The sequence below is a fragment of the Streptomyces sp. NPDC059166 genome, assembly GCF_042755185.1.
In the GTDB taxonomy this organism is placed as follows: domain Bacteria; phylum Actinomycetota; class Actinomycetes; order Streptomycetales; family Streptomycetaceae; genus Streptomyces.
Genome location: NZ_JBHZCI010000033.1, coordinates 1 through 17,814, shown reverse-complemented (window position 1 = coordinate 17,814; position 17,814 = coordinate 1). Strand labels below are relative to the sequence as shown.

Sequence of the window (17,814 nt, the reverse complement as noted above, 5' to 3'; positions counted from 1 at the left end):
CAGGGCAAAGTCTACCGGCGTGCGCCGTCCTCCTGTGGTCCGTCCGGCCGAGAGCGGCGCGGGAGCGCCCTGAGGGCGTCGCCCATGTCGGCCACCTCCGTCACCTTCATACCCGCCGGAACCTGCCCCGGATCCCTGGGGACCAGGGCGTGCTTGAACCCGAGGCGGGACGCCTCCGCGAGCCTCCGCTGGACCCCCGTCACCCTTCTGACCTCGCCCGCGAGGCCCACCTCGCCGATCGCGACCAGGTTCTTCGGGAGAGGTGTGTCACTGGCCGCGCTGGCCAGGGCGAGCGCGATCGCGAGGTCCGCGGCGGGTTCGGTGAGCTTCACGCCGCCCACCGTCGCGCTGTAGATGTCCCGCTTGCCGAGCGCGCTGATCCTGCCCCGCTGCTCCAGGACGGCCAGCATCATCGAGACCCGGGAGGTCTCCAGGCCCGAGGTCGTGCGCCGGGGCGAGGGGATCTGCGAGTCGACCGTCAGCGCCTGCACCTCGGCCACCAGCGGGCGCTTGCCCTCGAGGGTGACCGTCAGGCAGGTGCCCGGGACGGGCTCGTCGCGGCGGGTGAGGAAGAGCCCCGAGGGGTCGGCCAGGCCGGTGATGCCCTCGTCGTGCAGCTCGAAGCAGCCGACCTCGTCCGTCGCGCCGTAGCGGTTCTTGACACCGCGTACGAGCCGCAGGCGCGCGTGCCGGTCGCCCTCGAAGGACAGCACGACGTCGACGAGGTGCTCCAGCAGGCGCGGGCCCGCGATCGCGCCCTCCTTGGTCACATGGCCCACCAGGAGCGTCGACATGCCGCGCTCCTTCGAGGCGCGGATGAGGGCTCCCGCGACCTCGCGCACCTGGGCCATGCCCCCGGGCGCGCCGTCGATCTCGGGCGAGGCGACGGTCTGCACGGAGTCGAGGACGAGGAGGGACGGCTTCACCGCGTCCAGGTGCCCGAGGACCGCGGAGAGGTCCGTCTCGGCGGCCAGGTAGAGGTGGTCGTCGATCGCGCGGATGCGGTCGGCGCGCATCCGCACCTGACTCGCGGACTCCTCGGCCGTGACGTAGAGCGTGCGGTGGTCCTCGCTCGCCGCCTTGGCGGCCACGTCGAGCAGCAGCGTCGACTTGCCGACGCCGGGCTCGCCCGCGAGCAGTACGACGGCGCCGGGGACCAGGCCCCCGCCGAGTACCCGGTCGAGCTCGCCGACACCGGTCGAGCGGGCCGCGGCCTGCCTGCTGTCGACCTGGCCGATCGGCAGGGCGGCGCTGGAGACCCGGCCGGCCGCCGTCGTGCGGACCGCGGGCGCACCGCCGAACTCCTCGACCGTCCCCCATGCCTGGCACTCGGGGCAGCGGCCGAGCCATTTGGCGGTCGTCCAGCCGCACTCCGTGCAGCGGTAGGACGGCCGGTCCTTCGCGGATTTCGTACGGGCAGCCATGGCCTCACCGTATCGGTGGGGTCCGACAGCGCCCGCCTCCGGGCGTCGCGGGCGGAACGGGTGACCGGTTCGGCAGGTCCGAGGCGATCCGGGATTCCCGTCCCCTTTCGACGGAGACCGTCACCCGTAAGGATTAAATGCCGCAAAGTGCCATCAGGGTTGCCCCGGTCTCTGCCTACGGTCGCAAGGTGACGAGCAGCAGGCTGGAGCCACCCACGCACACAACCGGCGCACACCGGGCGCGGCGTCGCGCGGCACCTCCTTCGGCGCGGAGTTCGCCCGCACGTTACGAGCCCTACCTCGACGGCCTGTTCACCTACTGCCTCTCGGTGCTCTGCGATCACGAGGCGGCCACCGAGGCGCTCGGCTCGGTCCTGGCGATCGCGGAACGGCAGGACGGCCGGTGCCCCCAGGCCGAGGAGGAACGTAAATCCTGGCTCTACGCCCTGGCCAGATGGACGTGCCTGCGCGCTCTCGCCGAGCAGCGCCGAGGACGTCAGGCGCACCGTCGGCCACCCCGGCCCGCCACGCCGCACGAGAGGTCGCCCCGCGGGGCCCACGGCACCCCGGAGGAAGCAGCCGGCACCGGCGGCGCCCAGGAGTCGCCGGCTGCCGAGGCCCGACGCCGTGAACTCGCGCAGCTCGCCTGGCCGGAAGCGGCGGGGACCACCCCCGAGCAGCGCGAGGCCCTGGAGCTCGCGGTACGCCACGGCCTCACCCCGCGGGCGGTCGCCGCGGTGCTGGGGCTGGATCCGTGCAGCGGCCGGGAGCTCCTGGCGGGCGCCGCCTGCGAGCTGGAGCGGACCCGGGCCGCCCTCGCCGTCGTGGAGAGGGGCGACTGCCCGTCCGTCGCCCGGCTCACCGCCACCCGGCAGGTGCTGCTCTCCACGGCTCTGCGCAGGGAACTCGTCCGCCACGTCGACGACTGCCCCCGCTGCCGTCGCGCCGCCGAGCGGGCCGGGGCAGCCGGCCCCTGGCCGGGCGCCACCGTCACCCCCGCCGCCGTGCTGCCGGTCGTCGAGGCTCCCCGCCCCTCCGTGCGGGTGGCCCTCACCCACGCACGGCGTTCACGGTCCGGCGCTCCGCGCTTCGGCCGGAGCGGTTTCCCGCTGGACCCCAAGGACCACGCCGCGCGCAGGGACCGCCTCCGCGCCCGGGTCGTGACGACGACGGTCGTCGCCACGGTCGTCGCGGCGCCGGTCATCGCGCTCTGGGCCGCCTACCGGGGCGCACCGCAGACCGGGGAGGGACGGGACACCTCGGTCGCCGCGACCGAGACGGACGCCGAGCCCGGCAGCGGGAGCGAGCCGTACGACCGCTACGAGAACGCCGGCAACGCCCGCCCGGAGGACGACGGCGGTTTCACGGAGGAGTCCCGGGCTGAGGTGTCGGCGGAGGTGGTCAGCGTCACCCGGCGCGGAGCGGTTGCGGGCGCACCGACGGTGTCCGCACACACCTCGGGCGACCGTACGGTGATCACCCTGACCGCGACGGGCGATCGGGCCGTCACCTGGTCGGCGCGGGCGGACGCCCCGTGGCTGCGCCTCAGCCGTACGTCGGGCACCCTCGCCCCCGGCCGGAGCACCACCTTCGTCGTCCTCGTCGACCGCGCGGCCCAGCCGCACGGGCCCTGGAACGCGAGGGTTCTGCTCTCACCGTCCGGCTCCGCGGTGTCGATCACCGGCCGCGGGCCGGCCGCGCCGCGCCCCGGCAGCCCGGGACCCGCTCCCGATCCGTCGTCGGAGAGCCCGCGCCCCCCGCACTCCACCCCGCCGGCGTCGCCGTCCCCGACCCCGGACCCCACCGCGCCCACGGGTTCACCGGACCCGACCCCCGCACCGACCGGTACACCGACGGATCCGGGATCACCCGGGCCCACGGTCTCGCCCACCGGTGGCGCCACCGAACCCACGCCCTCCGGCCCGGCGGACGGCGAGAGCGAGCCGCCCGCGCCCGGGAGCTGACACGAGGCGGCGGACCGGCCGCGGGGCGGGGCGCCGGTGCGCCCTCGGCCACCCGGCCGGACCGGGCCCGCCGCGGAGGGCGGGCGTTTCCCGCCGCGGGCCGTCAGGCCGGGTCGGCCGGGTGCGGTGCCATCGGGAGCAGCGACGCCAGCCGCTGCTCGCACAGCTCGACCAGCCGGTCGTAGGCCTCCTTGCCCATCAGCTCGATGAGCTCGGGGCGGTAGGACACGTACACCGGCTCGCCGGCCCCGTGCGCGGAGGTCGCCGAGGTGCACCACCAGTGGAGGTCGTGGCCGCCCGGACCCCAGCCCCTGCGGTCGTACTCCCCGATCGAGATCTGCAGCACGCGTGTGTCGTCGGGCCGCTCGATCCAGTCGTAGGTCCGGCGGACCGGCAGCTGCCAGCACACGTCGGGCTTGGTCTCCAGCGGCTCCTTGCCCTCCCGGAGCGCGAGGATGTGCAGGGCGCAGCCCGCGCCGCCCGCGAACCCGGGACGGTTCTGGAAGATGCAGGACCCCTCCCAGCGCCGCGTCTGGCGCTCACCGTCCTCGTCGACGCCGACCCAGCCCGTCTCCGCGCCGACGTCGTGGAACTGCCAGACGTCCGGGGTGAGCCGTGCGACGTGACCCGCCACCCGCTTCTCGTCGTCCTCGTCCGAGAAGTGCGCCCCCAGGGTGCAGCAGCCGTCGTCGGCGCGGCCGGCCTGGATGCCCTGGCAGCCACTGCCGAAGATGCAGTTCCACCTGGACGTCAGCCAGGTCAGGTCGCAGCGGAAGACCTGCTCGTCGTCGGCGGGGTCGGGGAACTCGACCCAGGCCCGCGCGAAGTCGAGCCCCTTCTCGTCGGGTCCGTCGGGCCCCGTTGCTTCCGGCTGCGGCATCTCCTGCTTCGTTTTCTGCTGCTTCGCGGCTTTGTCCGGCTTCGCCTTTTTCGTCTTTGGCACGAGCCCAGAGTAAGCCGCATCGACATCCTCGCCGCCCTTGAAGGGCGGCGGTTCCCGCCTACCGCGCCGTTGAGGGCTGGGGCGTCGGGTGGGTTCCTGCTTCGCCGCACGGCGCCGGAACACGTTCCGGTCCTGCCCGCGCTCGACAGGCCGACACGGCCGGTCCGGCAGCCTTGGCGACGTCGACCGCCGCGTTGACGTCCCGGCCCAGGACCGCCCCGCACGCCCCGCACGTCCGCACACGGACGCGCAGCGGGTTCGGGCCGTGCTTCACGCCGCGCTGCGAGCACACCTGGGAGGCCGGCTCGAAGCGGCCGATCTTCACGAAGGTGCGCCCGTACCGGACCGGGCTGAGGTGAACGGTGCGGATCCGTGCACACAGCCGAGGTCGGAGCAGCTCTTCGATTCGCTTCACCACCGGGCCGAAGCCCGGTGCACTGCGAACAGTCCCGGTAGCGTTCCCGTATGAGACTCGGAGTCCTCGACGTGGGGTCGAACACGGTGCACCTGCTGGTGGTCGACGCGCACCCCGGTGCCCGCCCGCAGCCCGCGCACTCGCACAAGGCGGAGCTGCGGCTCGCCGAACTCCTCGACCCGGAGGGGTCGATCGGCCCGGTGGGAGTGGAACGGCTCGTCACCACGATCGCCGGGGCGCTCCAGGCGGCCGAGGACAAGGGCTGCGAGGACGTGCTGGCCTTCGCCACGTCGGCGGTCCGCGAGGCGGGCAACGCGGACCAGGTCCTGGCGCGGGTACGGGACGAGACCGGCGTCGAGCTGGCCGTCCTCAGCGGTGCGGAGGAGGCCCGGCTCACCTTCCTCGCCGCCCGCCGCTGGTTCGGCTGGTCGGCGGGAAAGCTGCTCGTCCTGGACATCGGCGGAGGCTCGCTGGAGATCGGGTACGGCATGGACGAGGAACCGGACGCCGCGGTGTCGCTTCCGTTCGGCGCCGGACGGCTCACCGCCGGCTGGCTGCCCGGAGACCCGCCCGACCCGGCGGACGTACGCGCGCTGCGGCGCCACGTACGCGCCGGAATCGCCCGTACGGTCGGGGAGTTCACCCGCCTGGGACCGCCCGACCATGTCGTCGGGACCTCCAAGACCTTCCGGCAGCTCGCCCGGATATCCGGAGCCGCTCGTTCCGCGGAAGGGCTCCACGTGCAGCGCGTCCTCACCCGCAAGGCCCTGGAGGAGTGGGTGCCGAAGCTGTCGTCGATGACCGCCGAGCAGCGCGGCACGCTGCCCGGGGTCACCGAGGGCCGCGCCCCGCAACTCCTCGCCGGCGCCCTCGTCGCCGAGGGCGCCATGGATCTGTTCGGCGTGGAGGAGCTGGAGATCTGCCCCTGGGCGCTGCGCGAAGGAGTCATCCTGCGCCGCCTCGACCACCTGCCTCCGCGGCAGGCGGCGCTGACCGGCTGAACCCCGGCCGCACCTCATGGGCCTTCTCACTTTCAGCCGGGCTCCCTCGGCTGTACGCGGCACGGCCCGTACCCTGTCCACGTGGCAGAACCAGTGGTGCGCATCCCGGATGCGAAGGTCGCCCTGTCTACGGCCTCCGTCTATCCGGAGTCCACGGCGACGGCCTTCGAGATCGCCGCGCGCCTGGGCTACGACGGTGTCGAGGTCATGGTCTGGACGGACCCCGTCAGCCAGGACGTCGAGGCGCTGAAACGGCTGTCGGACCACCACCAGGTGCCGATTCTCGCCGTGCACGCCCCCTGCCTGCTGATCACCCAGCGGGTCTGGTCCACCGATCCCTGGGTCAAGCTCCAGCGGGCCAGGGCCGCGGCCGAGGAGCTCGGCGCGTCGACGGTGGTCGTCCACCCGCCCTTCCGGTGGCAGCGCAACTACGCCCGTGACTTCGTGAGCGGGATCTGGCGCATGGCGGACGAGACGGACGTGCGCTTCGCGGTGGAGAACATGTACCCGTGGCGCTACCGGGACCGCGAGATGCTCGCGTACGCACCCGCGTGGGACGTCAGCAACGACGACTACCGGCACTTCACCGTGGACCTGTCGCACACCTCGACCGCGCGCACGGACAGCCTGGCCATGGTGGACCGCATGGGCGACCGCCTCGCCCACGTCCACCTCGCCGACGGCAAGGGTTCCGGCAAGGACGAGCACCTGGTTCCCGGCCGCGGTGACCAGCCCTGCGCGGAGCTCCTGGAGAGGCTGGCCCGCACGGGGTTCGACGGCCATGTGGTCATCGAGGTCAACACCCGGCGCGCCATGTCGTCGGCCGAGCGCGAGGCGGACCTCGCGGAGGCGCTCGCCTTCACCCGCCTCCATCTGGCCTCCCCGACGCGGGCGCCACGCCCGTGACGCCCGGCGCGGACGGCGCGGCCCCGCGCCGCCGGGGGCGGCCGGCGCGCACGGAGAGCGGTGCGGGGCCCGACGCCAGGACCCGCATCCTGGAAGCCGCCCGTACGGAATTCGCCCGGCGCGGCTACGACAAGACCTCGGTCCGGGCCGTCGCCAGGGCGGCCGGCGTGGACGCCGCCCTGGTCCACCACTACTTCGGCACGAAGGACGAGGTCTTCGGCGCGGCGATCGAGGTCTCCTTCGAGCCCGCCCTCGCCCTTCCCGAGATCCTCGACGGCCCCGAGGAGGACATGGGGGAGCGGCTCGCCCGCGTCTTCATCGGCGTATGGGAGAACCCGGCCTCCAGGGCTCCGCTGCTGGCCATCCTCCGGTCGGCCCTCACGCACGAGGCGGCTGCGAAGGTGCTGCGCGGGTTCGTGCTGAGCCGGCTGCTGGAGCGCGTGGCGGCGGAGCTCGACGTGCCCGACCCGACCTTCCGTGCAGAGCTCGCCGCCTCGCACATGATCGGCATCGCGGTCCTGCGGTACGTCGTCCAGGCCGAACCACTCGCCTCGGCCGACCCCGAGAAGATCGTCGCCATGGTGGCGCCGACGCTCCAGCGGTATCTCGCCGACGGCTGAGTCCGGCGTTTGCTGGTGCGAGTTCTGCTTCCGCGACGGGCGTCGCGGTTACTTCACAACGCTGTCGCGGATCGGTGTCGGGCCCTGTTCAGCGCCGGATCCCGCTGCTTGTCTGTGCGAAGCCGGTGAACGGCCGGGACCGATTGCTGACGACAACCACGGGGGAGCCGGACATGACGACACGAAGCGGGCGGACGACGGACGAGGGCCGCGCAGCCGCACCTTCCCGCAGACAGCTGCTGCGCATGGCGGGCGCCGGCCTCGGCCTGGCCCTCGCAGGGGCGCTGACGGCCTGCGGTCCGGAGGAGGTGGATGCCAACGGAGGCATGGAGGGTCCGAAGCCCGGGAAGAGCGGCGGAGGTTCCACGGCCACCCCGGCCGCGGGAGGCGCGCCCCGCGTCCTGTGGCAGCAGGAGGCCTCGGTGGGGACCCTCGGCAACCAGGAGGTGCTGGCCGTCGTCGGGAACGTGGTCCTGGTCGCCGGCGATCCGCTGGTCGGCCGTGACATCGCCACCGGCAGGCAGCTCTGGTCACGCAAGGGCGTCGCGACGCCCGGCGCGCGGCTGATCATGGGCGGCGGCACCCTCTACCTGGCCAGTGGCGAGTACGACGGCGATGTCGTCGGTCTCGACCCGGCCACCGGCGAGGAGACGTGGCGCAGCAGCCTGGGCGGGCGCTACGACCAGCCGCGGCCGGTGGGAGCCGACGAGGACCGGGTCTATGTGATCGCCGGCATCCTGGAGAAGGACTTCACCTCTCCCACCAACGTCATCGCCGCCATCGACGTGCGCACCGGCAAGGCCGTGTGGAGCGAGCGGCGCGACGCGGGGACGGAGGAGTACGGGATCACCTCGGCGGTCCTCGGCGACCGGCTCGTCTACACGGACCACAAGAAGAACCTGACCGTCCGTGACACCGCGACCGGACGCCAGCTGTGGACGAAGAAGATCAGCCGTTCCAACTTCGACAGGATCGCCGTGCACGAGGGCCTCGTGTACGTCTCCGACAGCAGGAACCTGCGCGCGTGCTCCCTGGAGGACGGCGGTGAACGCTGGTCGCTGAAGACCGACGAGTTCGCCATGTTCCTCGGCCCGAGCGTCGTCGACGGGACCCTCTACGTCTCGGACAGCACGCACGCCGTATGGGCCGTCGACGCGGCGACGGGCAAGCAGCGGTGGCGCACCACCGCCCTGCTCGACGTCTCCGTACCGGTCCAGTTCGTCAAGGCCGGTGACACGCTGTTCGGCGCGACGCAGTTCGACAAGAACGGTGGTGTCCAGGCGTACGACGCGGGGACCGGGAAGCTCCGCTGGACCTTCAACGACGGGCAGCGCTCGGAGGACCAGTGGTACGTGGCGGCCGCGGGCGACCGGCTCGCGGCCCTGCACGGCGACCGCGTCCAGGCCCTGCCGGCAGGGTGAGCGCCGACCGGGCGACCGTCACCGGAGTGCCCGCCCACTGGGCAGCCCGTCCCGCATAACGGACGGGCTGTCCAGATCTTGGCACGAGGGGCGTACGCTCGTAGACAGTCTTTTCTGTCGAAGGAGCGAGAGACGATGCCCCAGCTGAGGTCCCGCACTGTCACCCACGGCCGCAACATGGCGGGCGCCCGCGCCCTTATGCGGGCGTCCGGCGTAGCCAGTGAGGACATCGGTAAGCCGATCGTCGCGGTGGCCAACTCCTTCACGGAGTTCGTGCCGGGCCACACCCACCTCGCCCCCGTCGGCCGGATCGTCTCCGAGGCGATCAAGGCCGCGGGCGCGGTGCCCCGCGAGTTCAACACCATCGCGGTGGACGACGGCATCGCCATGGGCCACGGCGGCATGCTCTACAGCCTGCCCTCGCGCGACCTCATCGCCGACAGCGTCGAGTACATGGTCGAGGCCCACTGCGCCGACGCCCTGATCTGCATCTCCAACTGCGACAAGATCACCCCCGGCATGCTGATGGCCGCGATGCGCCTCAACATCCCCACGGTGTTCGTCTCCGGCGGCCCGATGGAGGCCGGCAAGGCCACCCTCGTCGACGGCACGGTCCGCAAGCTGGACCTGGTCAACGCGATCAGCGACGCGGTCGACGAGAGCATCTCCGACGAGGACATCCTCCGGATCGAGGAGAACGCCTGCCCCACGTGCGGCAGCTGTTCCGGCATGTTCACCGCCAACTCGATGAACTGCCTGACCGAGGCGCTCGGCCTCTCCCTCCCCGGCAACGGCTCGGTCCTCGCCACGCACACCGCCCGCAGGGCGCTGTACGAGAACGCCGGCCGCACGGTCGTCGACATCACCAGGCGCTACTACGAGCAGGACGACGAGACCGTCCTGCCGCGCTCCATCGGCACACGCGCCGCGTTCGAGAACGCCATGGCGCTGGACATCGCCATGGGCGGTTCGACCAACACGATCCTGCACCTGCTGGCCGCGGCCGAGGAGGCTCAGCTCAGCTACACCCTCGACGACATCAACGAGGTCTCGCGCCGCGTTCCGTGTCTGTCGAAGGTCGCCCCCAACGTCGCCCCCGGCGGCACGTACTACATGGAGGACGTCCACCGCGCGGGCGGCATCCCCGCCCTGCTGGGCGAGCTGCACCGCGGCGGGCTGCTCAACGAGGACGTGCACTCGGTCCACTCCGACTCGCTCGCCGAGTGGCTGAAGGACTGGGACGTCCGCGGCGGCTCCGCGACCCCCGAGGCCGTGGAGCTCTGGCACGCGGCCCCCGGCTGCGTCCGCTCCGCGACCGCCTTCTCGCAGTCCGAGCGCTGGGACACCCTGGACGTGGACGCGGCCGGCGGCTGCATCCGCGACCTGGAGCACGCGTACTCCAAGGACGGCGGGCTCGCGGTCCTCAAGGGCAACATCGCCGTGGACGGCTGCGTCGTGAAGACGGCGGGCGTCGACGAGTCGATCTGGACCTTCGAGGGGCCGGCCGTCGTCTGCGAGTCGCAGGAGGACGCCGTCGACAAGATCCTCCGCAAGGAGATCACGCACGGCGACGTCGTCGTCATCCGCTACGAGGGTCCGCGCGGCGGCCCCGGCATGCAGGAGATGCTCTACCCGACGTCCTTCCTCAAGGGGCGCGGCCTCGGCAAGACCTGCGCGCTCATCACCGACGGGCGCTTCTCCGGCGGCACGTCCGGCCTCTCCATCGGCCACGCCTCGCCCGAGGCGGCGGCCGGCGGCGCGATCGCACTGGTCGAGGACGGCGACCGGATCCGGATCGACATCCCCAACCGCTCCATCGAGCTGCTCGTCCCCGAGGCGGAGCTCGCCACCCGCCGCGAGGCGCTGAACGGCGTCTACGCGCCGAAGAACCGCGACCGCAAGGTCTCGGCGGCCCTGCGCGCCTACGCCGCGATGGCGACGAGCGCGGACCGCGGAGCCGTCCGCGACGTCTCCAAGCTGGGCTGACCTCCGCGACCCGAGGACCCCGCCCCCTGGTCTCACCAGGCGGCGGGGTCCTCCGCGTCCACCGCGAAGACGGATCCGTCCGGTGCGGTGCCGATGACACCGCGCCCCAGGACGACGGGGGCGGGCAGGTACCAGGCATGGCCGAGCTTCCCCGCCCTCAGCCGTGGGCGGGTCTGGCCCAGGAGGGTGCCGTGCTCGGTGTCCACGGCGAGCAGCCGCCCGTCCGCGGCGGAGAAGTACAGCCGGCCGTCCGCTCCGAGGACCGGCGCCGAGGTCGTCCCCACCGCCGTCTCCAGCCGCCACCGCTCGACCGGCACGGCACCCGGCCGGACGTCGACGGCCAGCAGCGTCCCACCCCGTTCGAGCAGCAGGGCGGTGTCCCCGTCCACCACGGTCTCCGGGCCGTTCATCCGGAAGGGCAGCGTCACGCGGGTCGTCCGGCGGGACTCGGGGTCGTGACGGACGAGCCCGGTCGTCTGCGACCTCTCGTTCACCGCGGTCAGCACGAGCGCACCGCCCGAGGTCCCGGCCGGGGTGAGCTGACCGTCCAGCCTGTGCTGCCACACGGTGCGGCCGGTGGCCGCCTCGACCGCGGTGACCAGGGTGCCGGAGCCCCGCGCCGAGCCCTCGTAGGCGTACGCGAGCCCGGTGCGTGCGTCGTACAGGGCCAGGCCCGGCCGTTCGTGACCCGGAACGGCGTGGTGCCACGTCGGCTTGCCGGTGGCGGCGTCGAGGGCCTCGACCGTCCCGTCCCGCCGGACGGCGAGCAGGAGGTCACCCGCCGGCAGGGGCGTGTCGGCGTACGCGGAGAGACCGGTGTGCCACAGCTCGGTCCCGTCGTCGGGCGCGTACGCCCGGAGTTCCTCACCGGCCGTGACGGTGCAGGCCTTCTCGCCGTACACCGCGCCGACCGGGGCGGAGTCCTCCGGCGAGGGTGCGGCCGGACGGGACCAGACGGTCCTGCCGTCCTTCGGATCCAGCATCGCCGCGCCGGCACCCGACCGGACGCAGAACAGCGCCGGCTCCGCACCGCTCCTCGGCGTACAGGCCGGAGCCGAACCCCCGGCGGGCAACGTCGTCCGCCACGGTGCGAAGGCAGCCGGCCGCACATCGGCCGCGGAAGGCCGTGCACCGGGCGTCCCGGAGGCCCACGACCACAGTCCCGCGGCGCCGCACAGCGTCGCGACGGCGACGGCCGCGAGGGCGAGCAGCCGCCGGCCGGAGCGCGGGCTCCCCGTCGGCAGCCCGTCCGCGGCCCGCACATGGGTGGTGCCCCCCGCGGCTTCGGGGTTCACGACGGGGACCGGCCTGCGCTGAGCGGGGATGAAGGCGGCGGCCACGTACGACGGAGGGTGCAGTGCGGCCATGATCTCGCCGGGGGTGGGGCGCTCCGCCGGGTCCTTGGCCAGACACCGTCCCACCAGAGGAGCGAGGCCGTCGGGCAGCCCCGTCAGGTCGGCCTCGTCGTGCACCACCTGGTAGGCGGCGAGATAAGGGCTGTCGGAGTCGAAGGGCCCCCGGCCGGTCGCGGCGTGGACCAGCACCGCCCCGAGCGCGAACACGTCCGCCGCCGGCCCGACCTCGCGTGGACGCTGGAACTGCTCGGGCGCCATGTACGGCGGCGACCCGATGAGCCGGCCCGTCTCCGTACGCACGTCGCTGTCGTACGGCCGGGAGATCCCGAAGTCGATGACCTTGGGACCGGAGTCGGGCAGCAGGACGTTCCCCGGCTTGAGGTCCCGGTGGACCACTCCGGCCCGGTGGATGTCGCGCAGCGCCTCGGCGAGGCCCGCGGTGAGCCTGCGCAGCCCGGCCGGGCTCATCGGGCCGTTCCGCTTCACCTGCGCGGCGAGCGTCGGGCCCGGCACGTAGAGGGTGGCCATCCAGGGCAGCGCGGCGTCCGGATCGGCGTCCACGACCGGTGCGGTGAAGGCCCCGCTGACCCTGCGCGCGGCAGCGACCTCCTGACGGAAACGCGCCCTGAACTCAGGGTCCGTCGCATGCTGCCGGTGCACCACCTTGACCGCGAGCTGCAGCCCGGAGGCGGAGCGCGCCAGGTGTACGACACCCATGCCGCCCGCACCGAGACATGCCTCGAGCCGGTACTGCCCGGCGTACTCAGGATGCTCCGCTTCCGGATGTGATCCGGTCCCCTGCAGCGGCGGCACCGCCCACCCCCGTGTGTCCGTGCGCAAGCGCGACGCACGGAGCCTAGTCGATGGTGTGTGCGATGAGGGTGACGGTTGTTAGCCTGCGCGTCACACGCGTCACCTTCACACGCGAAACTTTCAACGGGGGAGGCCCACATGGGTGTTGAGGAGAACGCCGTCACCACGGCGACCACGGACGACGGGACGGCGGCGGGAGAGGTGTCGGCGCTCGCCGCGGATGTGGTCGTCTACCCGATCGCCCCCGGCTACCGGGTCAACGTCCGCCGGGGACCGGGCACGCAGTACGGAATCGTCAGGACGCTGCCCTACGGGATGAGCGTCCCGGTGTACTGCCAGAAGCCGGGGGAACGGGTGACGGGCCCCTACGGCACGTCGAACCTCTGGGACAACATCGCCAACGGCCAGTTCGTCTCCGACGCCTACGTCAAGACGGGCAGTGACGGCTACATCGCTACGCGCTGCGACTGACCGCACGACGGCGGCACGCCGACGCGAACGCCATCCGCCCTGGGACAATCGATCCCGTGAGCGAGAACAGCGAGACCCCAGCAACGCCGGCGCCCGCGGGAAGCACGACGCCCGGCCCGCGGCCCGAACCCCTCCGTCTCTTCGGTACGACCTGGGTCGACCACGACGGTGGGTACGGGCTGCGGCGCGCGGCCGCCACGATCGGCTCGCTCGTCGCGGCCGTCGCCTCCTGCTTCGTCCTGCGCTTCGCCTACCAGGGCCTGGAGATCGCCGACGTCGGCGGCCTGGTCGGCACGCTCGTCGTGCTGATGTTCGCGGTCTGCAGCGCCATCGCCTTCCGCAAGACCTGGGAGGGCTTCACCCGCCGCCCCGCGGACCCGGCCGCCGAGGACCGCCTGCGCGGCCTCAAGGCGATCGGGTTCATCGGCTCGCTCCTCGCCTACTTCATCCGCTCGTTCACGGAGGCGCCCGGCGAGAAGCTGCGGCGCGCGGAGTACGAGACGGCCCTCACGCGGTACGAGAAGCGCCGCTCCTCACGCACCGGGAACCCCGCTGCCCGCAGGACCTCGAAGGGCAGGAACCCCCGGCGCCGGTGAAGCCCGCGTGATCCGACCCGCCGACGAAACGTTGCCTGCATGATGAACGCATGCCCGCAACCACGCCCCGCGCCCTGTCCTTCGACACCGCCGCCGCACGGTACGCCGCCTACCGGCCCGGCTACCCACCCGCGCTCCTCGACACGGTCGAGGAACTGACCGGCCGCCCGCTGCACGGCTCACGCACCGCGGACGTCGGCGCCGGGACCGGCATCGCCACCCGGCTGCTGCTCGCCCGGGGGGCCAGGGTCACCGCGGTCGAACCCGGCCCCGGCATGGCCGCCGAGCTGCGCCGGTCGCTCCCGTCGGTCCCGGTGGTCCGGGGCGACGGGAACCGCCTCCCCCTGGCCGCCGCGTCGGCCGACCTGATCACCTACGCCCAGTCCTGGCACTGGACCGACCCCGAACGGTCCCTCCCCGAGGCGCTCCGCGTGCTGCGCCCCGGCGGAGCCCTGGCCCTCTGGTGGAACGTCTCCGACCACACCGTCCCCTGGATCGCCGACCAGGACGCCCGGCTGCACGCCCATCTCGGCGCGGGCGAGAGCGTGCACGGCACACCGGCGGGATCCGGCACGCGGAATCTCGGAAGCCTCCCCGACGCCGGCTTCACCCGACGAGTGCTCCGCTGGTCCCGGACGGTTCCCGTCGACACCCACCTGGCCAACCTCGCCACCCACTCCGCGTTCCTCGTACGCGACGGCGACGGCGGCGGGTCCACCCGCCGGTTCCTCACCGAGGAGCGCGCCCGCCTGACCGAGGTCTTCCCCGAGGGGACGGTCGAGGAGAGCTACGTGGTCGAGCTGGCGGTACTCCGGCGCTGACCCTTCGGGCACGCGGCATCCCTTGACGGGGCCCGTGCGCCGGGACCATATTCATCACATGATGAATTCTCCGCGTGTCGCGCATGCGGTCGACGCCCGCGCCCTCACCGTCGTACGGGGAGACCGGACGGTCCTGCGCGGACTCGACTTCACCGTCGAGCCGGGCGGGATCACCGGGCTCCTCGGCCCGTCCGGCTGCGGCAAGTCCACGCTCATGCGCGCGGTCGTCGGCACCCAGGCCAAGGTCTCCGGCACGCTCGACGTCCTCGGCCACCCCGCGGGCCACCCGTCGCTGCGGCCCCGCGTCGGCTACGTCACCCAGGCCCCGTCCGTCTACACGGACCTCAGCGTCCGACAGAACCTCGACTACTTCGCGGCGGTACTCCAGCCGGGCCGCGCACACCGCGCCTCCCGAGAGGAGGCCGTCGCCCGTGCCATCGGCGACGTCGACCTCACCAGCCACGCGGACGCCCTCGCCGGACGGCTCTCCGGCGGCCAGCTCAGCCGGGTCTCCCTCGCCGTCGCCCTGCTGGGCACCCCTGAGCTCCTGGTCCTCGACGAGCCGACCGTCGGACTGGACCCCGTGCTCCGCCGGGACCTGTGGGACCTCTTCCACACCCTGGCCGCCGACCGGGGGACCACCATCCTCGTCTCCTCGCACGTCATGGACGAGGCCGAGCGCTGCCACCGGCTGCTCCTCATGAGGGAGGGCCGGATCCTCGCCGACGACACCCCCGACGCCCTCCGCACCCGCACCTCGTCCGCCACCGTCGAGGAGGCGTTCCTCCACCTCGTCGACGAAGCCGCCGCCGACGAAGCAACTGCCGACGCCGCCTCCGCCCGCCAGGAGACCACCCGATGAGCACCGACGCCCCCGCGCTCTCCCCGGCCCGCACCCTCGCCACCGCCGGCCGTGTGCTGAGCCAGCTCCGCCACGACCCCCGCACCATCGCGCTGCTGCTGGTCGTGCCGGTCCTGATGATCACCCTGCTCCGCTACGTCTTCGACGGCGACCCGAGGACCTTCGACTCCATCGGCGCCTCGCTGCTCGGGATCTTCCCGCTGATCACGATGTTCCTCGTGACCTCGATCGCCACCCTCCGCGAACGCACCTCGGGCACCCTCGAACGCCTCCTCGCCCTGCCGCTCGGCAAGGGCGACCTGATCGCCGGATACGCCCTGGCCTTCGGCGCCGTGGCGGTCGCCCAGTCCCTGCTGGCCACCGCCATATCCGTATGGGCGCTCGGGCTCGACGTCGTCGGATCCCCCTGGCTGCTGCTCCTGGTCGCCCTCCTCGACGCGCTCCTCGGCACGGCCCTCGGGCTGTTCGTGTCGGCCTTCGCCGCCTCCGAGTTCCAGGCCGTCCAGTTCATGCCGGCCGTGATCTTCCCGCAGCTGCTGCTGTGCGGTCTGTTCGTACCCCGCGACCGGATGCACCCCGTCCTGGAAGCCGTCTCGGACGTCCTGCCGATGTCGTACGCCGTCGACGGGATGAACCAGGTCCTCACCCACACCGACGTCACGGCCGACTTCTACCGCGACATCCTGATCGTCGCCGGCTGCGCCCTGCTCGTCCTGTGCCTGGGCGCGGTCACCCTCCGCCGCCGCACCACCTGACGCCACGGTGCGAGGATGGCGCCCACGACCAGTGCCCCGCACCGCCCCGGAGGATGAACCGCATGCCCCAGACAGTCGCAGTCCTCGGTACGGGAAAGATCGGCGAAGCCCTGCTCAGCGGGATGATCCGGGCCGGCTGGCGGCCCGCCGACCTGCTGGTGACGACCCGCCGTCCCGACCGGGCCGAGAAGCTCCGCAACCGCTACGGAGTCGAGGCGGTCACCAACGCCGAGGCCGCCAAGAGCGCCGACATCCTGATCCTGGCGGTCAAGCCGCAGGACATGGGCACGCTGCTCGCGGAGCTCGCCCCCCACGTCACCCCCGACCGCCTGGTCATCAGTGCCGCCGCGGGCATCACGACCGGCTTCATCGAGGACAGCCTCGCCGACGGAACCCCCGTCGTGCGGGTCATGCCGAACACCCCCGTCCTGGTGGACGAGGGGATGTCGGTCATCAGCGCCGGCAGCCACGCGACCGCCGAGCACCTCGGCCACGCCGAATCGATCTTCGGCGGGGTCGGCAAGACCCTGCGGGTGCCCGAGTCCCAGCAGGACGCGGCCACCGCGCTCTCGGGATCAGGCCCCGCCTACTTCTACTTCCTCGTCGAGGCGATGACCGACGCGGGCATCCTGCTCGGCCTGCCCAGGGCCCAGGCCCACGACCTGATCGTCCAGGCGGCCATCGGCGCCGCGGTCATGCTCCGCGACAGCGGCGAACACCCGGTGAAGCTCCGCGAGGCCGTGACCAGTCCGGCCGGCACGACCATCAGCGCGATCCGTGAGCTCGAGAACCACGGTGTACGAGCCGCGCTCATCGCCGCCCTCGAAGCAGCCCGGGACCGAAGCCGCGAGCTGGCCACAGGTAACGGCTGAGCCGTCGCGCGCCGAGCCGGGCACCGGTCCCGCGCCGCGCGCCCACGCAGTCCGGGCCACCGCCGCGCAGCTCACGGCAGTGGCCCGGAGGCCGCCGCTGACACCCCGTCCACGAGGCGGGCAGCGCACCCGCCCGGTCCTCGCGGAGGGGGGTTGACACGCCCCACCGGGATCCGTAGTGTTCTCCGAGTTGTCCGACGTGAGCGCCGACTCCGGTCGGTCCCCGGACAGCCATTCCGCAGTAACCACTCGAAACAAGCGACATCTGTCGCCTGCTTTTACGTGCGCACGTGCGAAATGAGGAATCAGCGTTCGAAGGAAACCCCGATTAGCGTCGGGGCCGGGGATTCCGCTAAAGTCTCACTCGTCGGAAGGGCCCAACGGCCCGGATGGCGAACCCCGCTGACTGGGAATCAGGCCCGAAAGGATCTGATAGAGTCGGACTCGCCGGAAAGGGAAACGCGAAAGCGAAGAACTGGAAAGCGAAACAGTATGAACCCGCTTCGGCCGGGAATCGGACACGAAAGAGTCTGATAGAGTCGGAAACGCAAGAACGAAGGGAAGCGCCCGGAGGGCCCCGGTGAAACGG

General features: G+C 72.7%; 16 protein-coding genes. 12 read left to right on the top strand and 4 right to left on the bottom strand.

Annotation, left to right across the window (positions count from 1 at the left end):
- Window positions 1-11 precede the first annotated feature (11 nt).
- Window positions 12-1,424 carry a DNA repair protein RadA gene (gene radA, locus ACFXOA_RS23440; RefSeq protein WP_385031864.1) on the bottom strand — a complete coding sequence of 471 codons (1,413 nt, stop codon included), beginning with the start codon at window positions 1,422-1,424 and terminating at the stop codon, window positions 12-14.
- 137 nt (window positions 1,425-1,561) lie between these two features.
- On the opposite strand from radA, the gene ACFXOA_RS23435 reads away from it, so the two are divergent.
- Window positions 1,562-3,388 carry a hypothetical protein gene (locus ACFXOA_RS23435; protein ID WP_385031861.1) on the top strand — a complete coding sequence of 609 codons (1,827 nt, stop codon included), beginning with the start codon at window positions 1,562-1,564 and terminating at the stop codon, window positions 3,386-3,388.
- 103 nt (window positions 3,389-3,491) lie between these two features.
- Here ACFXOA_RS23435 and ACFXOA_RS23430 read toward each other — a convergent pair whose 3' ends face one another.
- Window positions 3,492-4,331 carry a hypothetical protein gene (locus ACFXOA_RS23430; protein ID WP_385031858.1) on the bottom strand — a complete coding sequence of 280 codons (840 nt, stop codon included), beginning with the start codon at window positions 4,329-4,331 and terminating at the stop codon, window positions 3,492-3,494.
- Between the two features lie 58 nt (window positions 4,332-4,389).
- Window positions 4,390-4,746, bottom strand: a complete 357-nt coding sequence (locus tag ACFXOA_RS23425; protein ID WP_385031855.1) for a zinc ribbon domain-containing protein — start codon at window positions 4,744-4,746, stop codon at window positions 4,390-4,392.
- A 50-nt stretch (window positions 4,747-4,796) separates the two neighbouring features.
- Here ACFXOA_RS23425 and ACFXOA_RS23420 point away from each other — a divergent pair, with 50 nt between their 5' ends.
- From ACFXOA_RS23420 to ilvD, 5 genes are all read left to right on the top strand, one after another.
- Entirely contained in the window at window positions 4,797-5,747 is a 951-nt protein-coding gene (locus ACFXOA_RS23420) for a Ppx/GppA family phosphatase (RefSeq protein WP_385031852.1), read from the top strand.
- An 81-nt stretch (window positions 5,748-5,828) separates the two neighbouring features.
- Window positions 5,829-6,653 carry a sugar phosphate isomerase/epimerase family protein gene (locus ACFXOA_RS23415; protein WP_385031849.1) on the top strand — a complete coding sequence of 275 codons (825 nt, stop codon included), beginning with the start codon at window positions 5,829-5,831 and terminating at the stop codon, window positions 6,651-6,653.
- Window positions 6,650-7,273 (top strand): TetR family transcriptional regulator, encoded by a 624-nt coding sequence (locus ACFXOA_RS23410; RefSeq protein WP_385031846.1) that lies wholly within the window; start codon window positions 6,650-6,652, stop codon window positions 7,271-7,273. Before ACFXOA_RS23415 ends, ACFXOA_RS23410 begins: the two co-directional genes overlap by 4 nt.
- Window positions 7,274-7,446: 173 nt before the next feature.
- Entirely contained in the window at window positions 7,447-8,694 is a 1,248-nt protein-coding gene (locus ACFXOA_RS23405; protein ID WP_385031843.1) for a PQQ-binding-like beta-propeller repeat protein, read from the top strand.
- A gap of 135 nt (window positions 8,695-8,829) precedes the next feature.
- Window positions 8,830-10,680, top strand: coding sequence for a dihydroxy-acid dehydratase (gene ilvD / locus ACFXOA_RS23400; protein WP_385031840.1), 1,851 nt, complete (start codon window positions 8,830-8,832; stop codon window positions 10,678-10,680).
- Between the two features lie 32 nt (window positions 10,681-10,712).
- On the opposite strand, the gene ACFXOA_RS23395 is transcribed toward ilvD, so the two are convergent.
- The gene (locus ACFXOA_RS23395; RefSeq protein WP_385032061.1) at window positions 10,713-12,848 is read right to left on the bottom strand and encodes a PQQ-binding-like beta-propeller repeat protein; all 2,136 of its coding nucleotides are present in this window, start codon (window positions 12,846-12,848) and stop codon (window positions 10,713-10,715) included.
- A gap of 138 nt (window positions 12,849-12,986) precedes the next feature.
- Between ACFXOA_RS23395 and ACFXOA_RS23390 the strand changes: the two genes are divergently transcribed.
- The 6 genes from ACFXOA_RS23390 to proC all read left to right on the top strand — a co-directional run bounded on the left by ACFXOA_RS23390 (window position 12,987) and on the right by proC (window position 17,225).
- Window positions 12,987-13,319, top strand: coding sequence for an SH3 domain-containing protein (locus tag ACFXOA_RS23390; RefSeq protein ID WP_385031837.1), 333 nt, complete (start codon window positions 12,987-12,989; stop codon window positions 13,317-13,319).
- A 56-nt stretch (window positions 13,320-13,375) separates the two neighbouring features.
- Complete coding sequence (locus tag ACFXOA_RS23385) at window positions 13,376-13,915, top strand: hypothetical protein (protein WP_385031835.1); 540 nt, start codon at window positions 13,376-13,378, stop codon at window positions 13,913-13,915.
- Between the two features lie 50 nt (window positions 13,916-13,965).
- On the top strand, window positions 13,966-14,736 hold the full coding sequence (locus ACFXOA_RS23380; protein ID WP_385031832.1) for a class I SAM-dependent methyltransferase: 771 nt from the start codon (window positions 13,966-13,968) through the stop codon (window positions 14,734-14,736).
- A gap of 58 nt (window positions 14,737-14,794) precedes the next feature.
- Window positions 14,795-15,598 carry an ABC transporter ATP-binding protein gene (locus ACFXOA_RS23375; protein ID WP_385031829.1) on the top strand — a complete coding sequence of 268 codons (804 nt, stop codon included), beginning with the start codon at window positions 14,795-14,797 and terminating at the stop codon, window positions 15,596-15,598.
- Window positions 15,595-16,353 carry an ABC transporter permease gene (locus tag ACFXOA_RS23370; RefSeq protein ID WP_385031826.1) on the top strand — a complete coding sequence of 253 codons (759 nt, stop codon included), beginning with the start codon at window positions 15,595-15,597 and terminating at the stop codon, window positions 16,351-16,353. The genes ACFXOA_RS23375 and ACFXOA_RS23370 overlap by 4 nt, the downstream gene beginning before the upstream one ends.
- Window positions 16,354-16,415: 62 nt before the next feature.
- Window positions 16,416-17,225: a pyrroline-5-carboxylate reductase gene (gene proC / locus ACFXOA_RS23365; RefSeq protein ID WP_385031823.1), complete on the top strand. Its 810-nt coding sequence runs from the start codon at window positions 16,416-16,418 to the stop codon at window positions 17,223-17,225.
- Window positions 17,226-17,814: the final 589 nt, after the last annotated feature.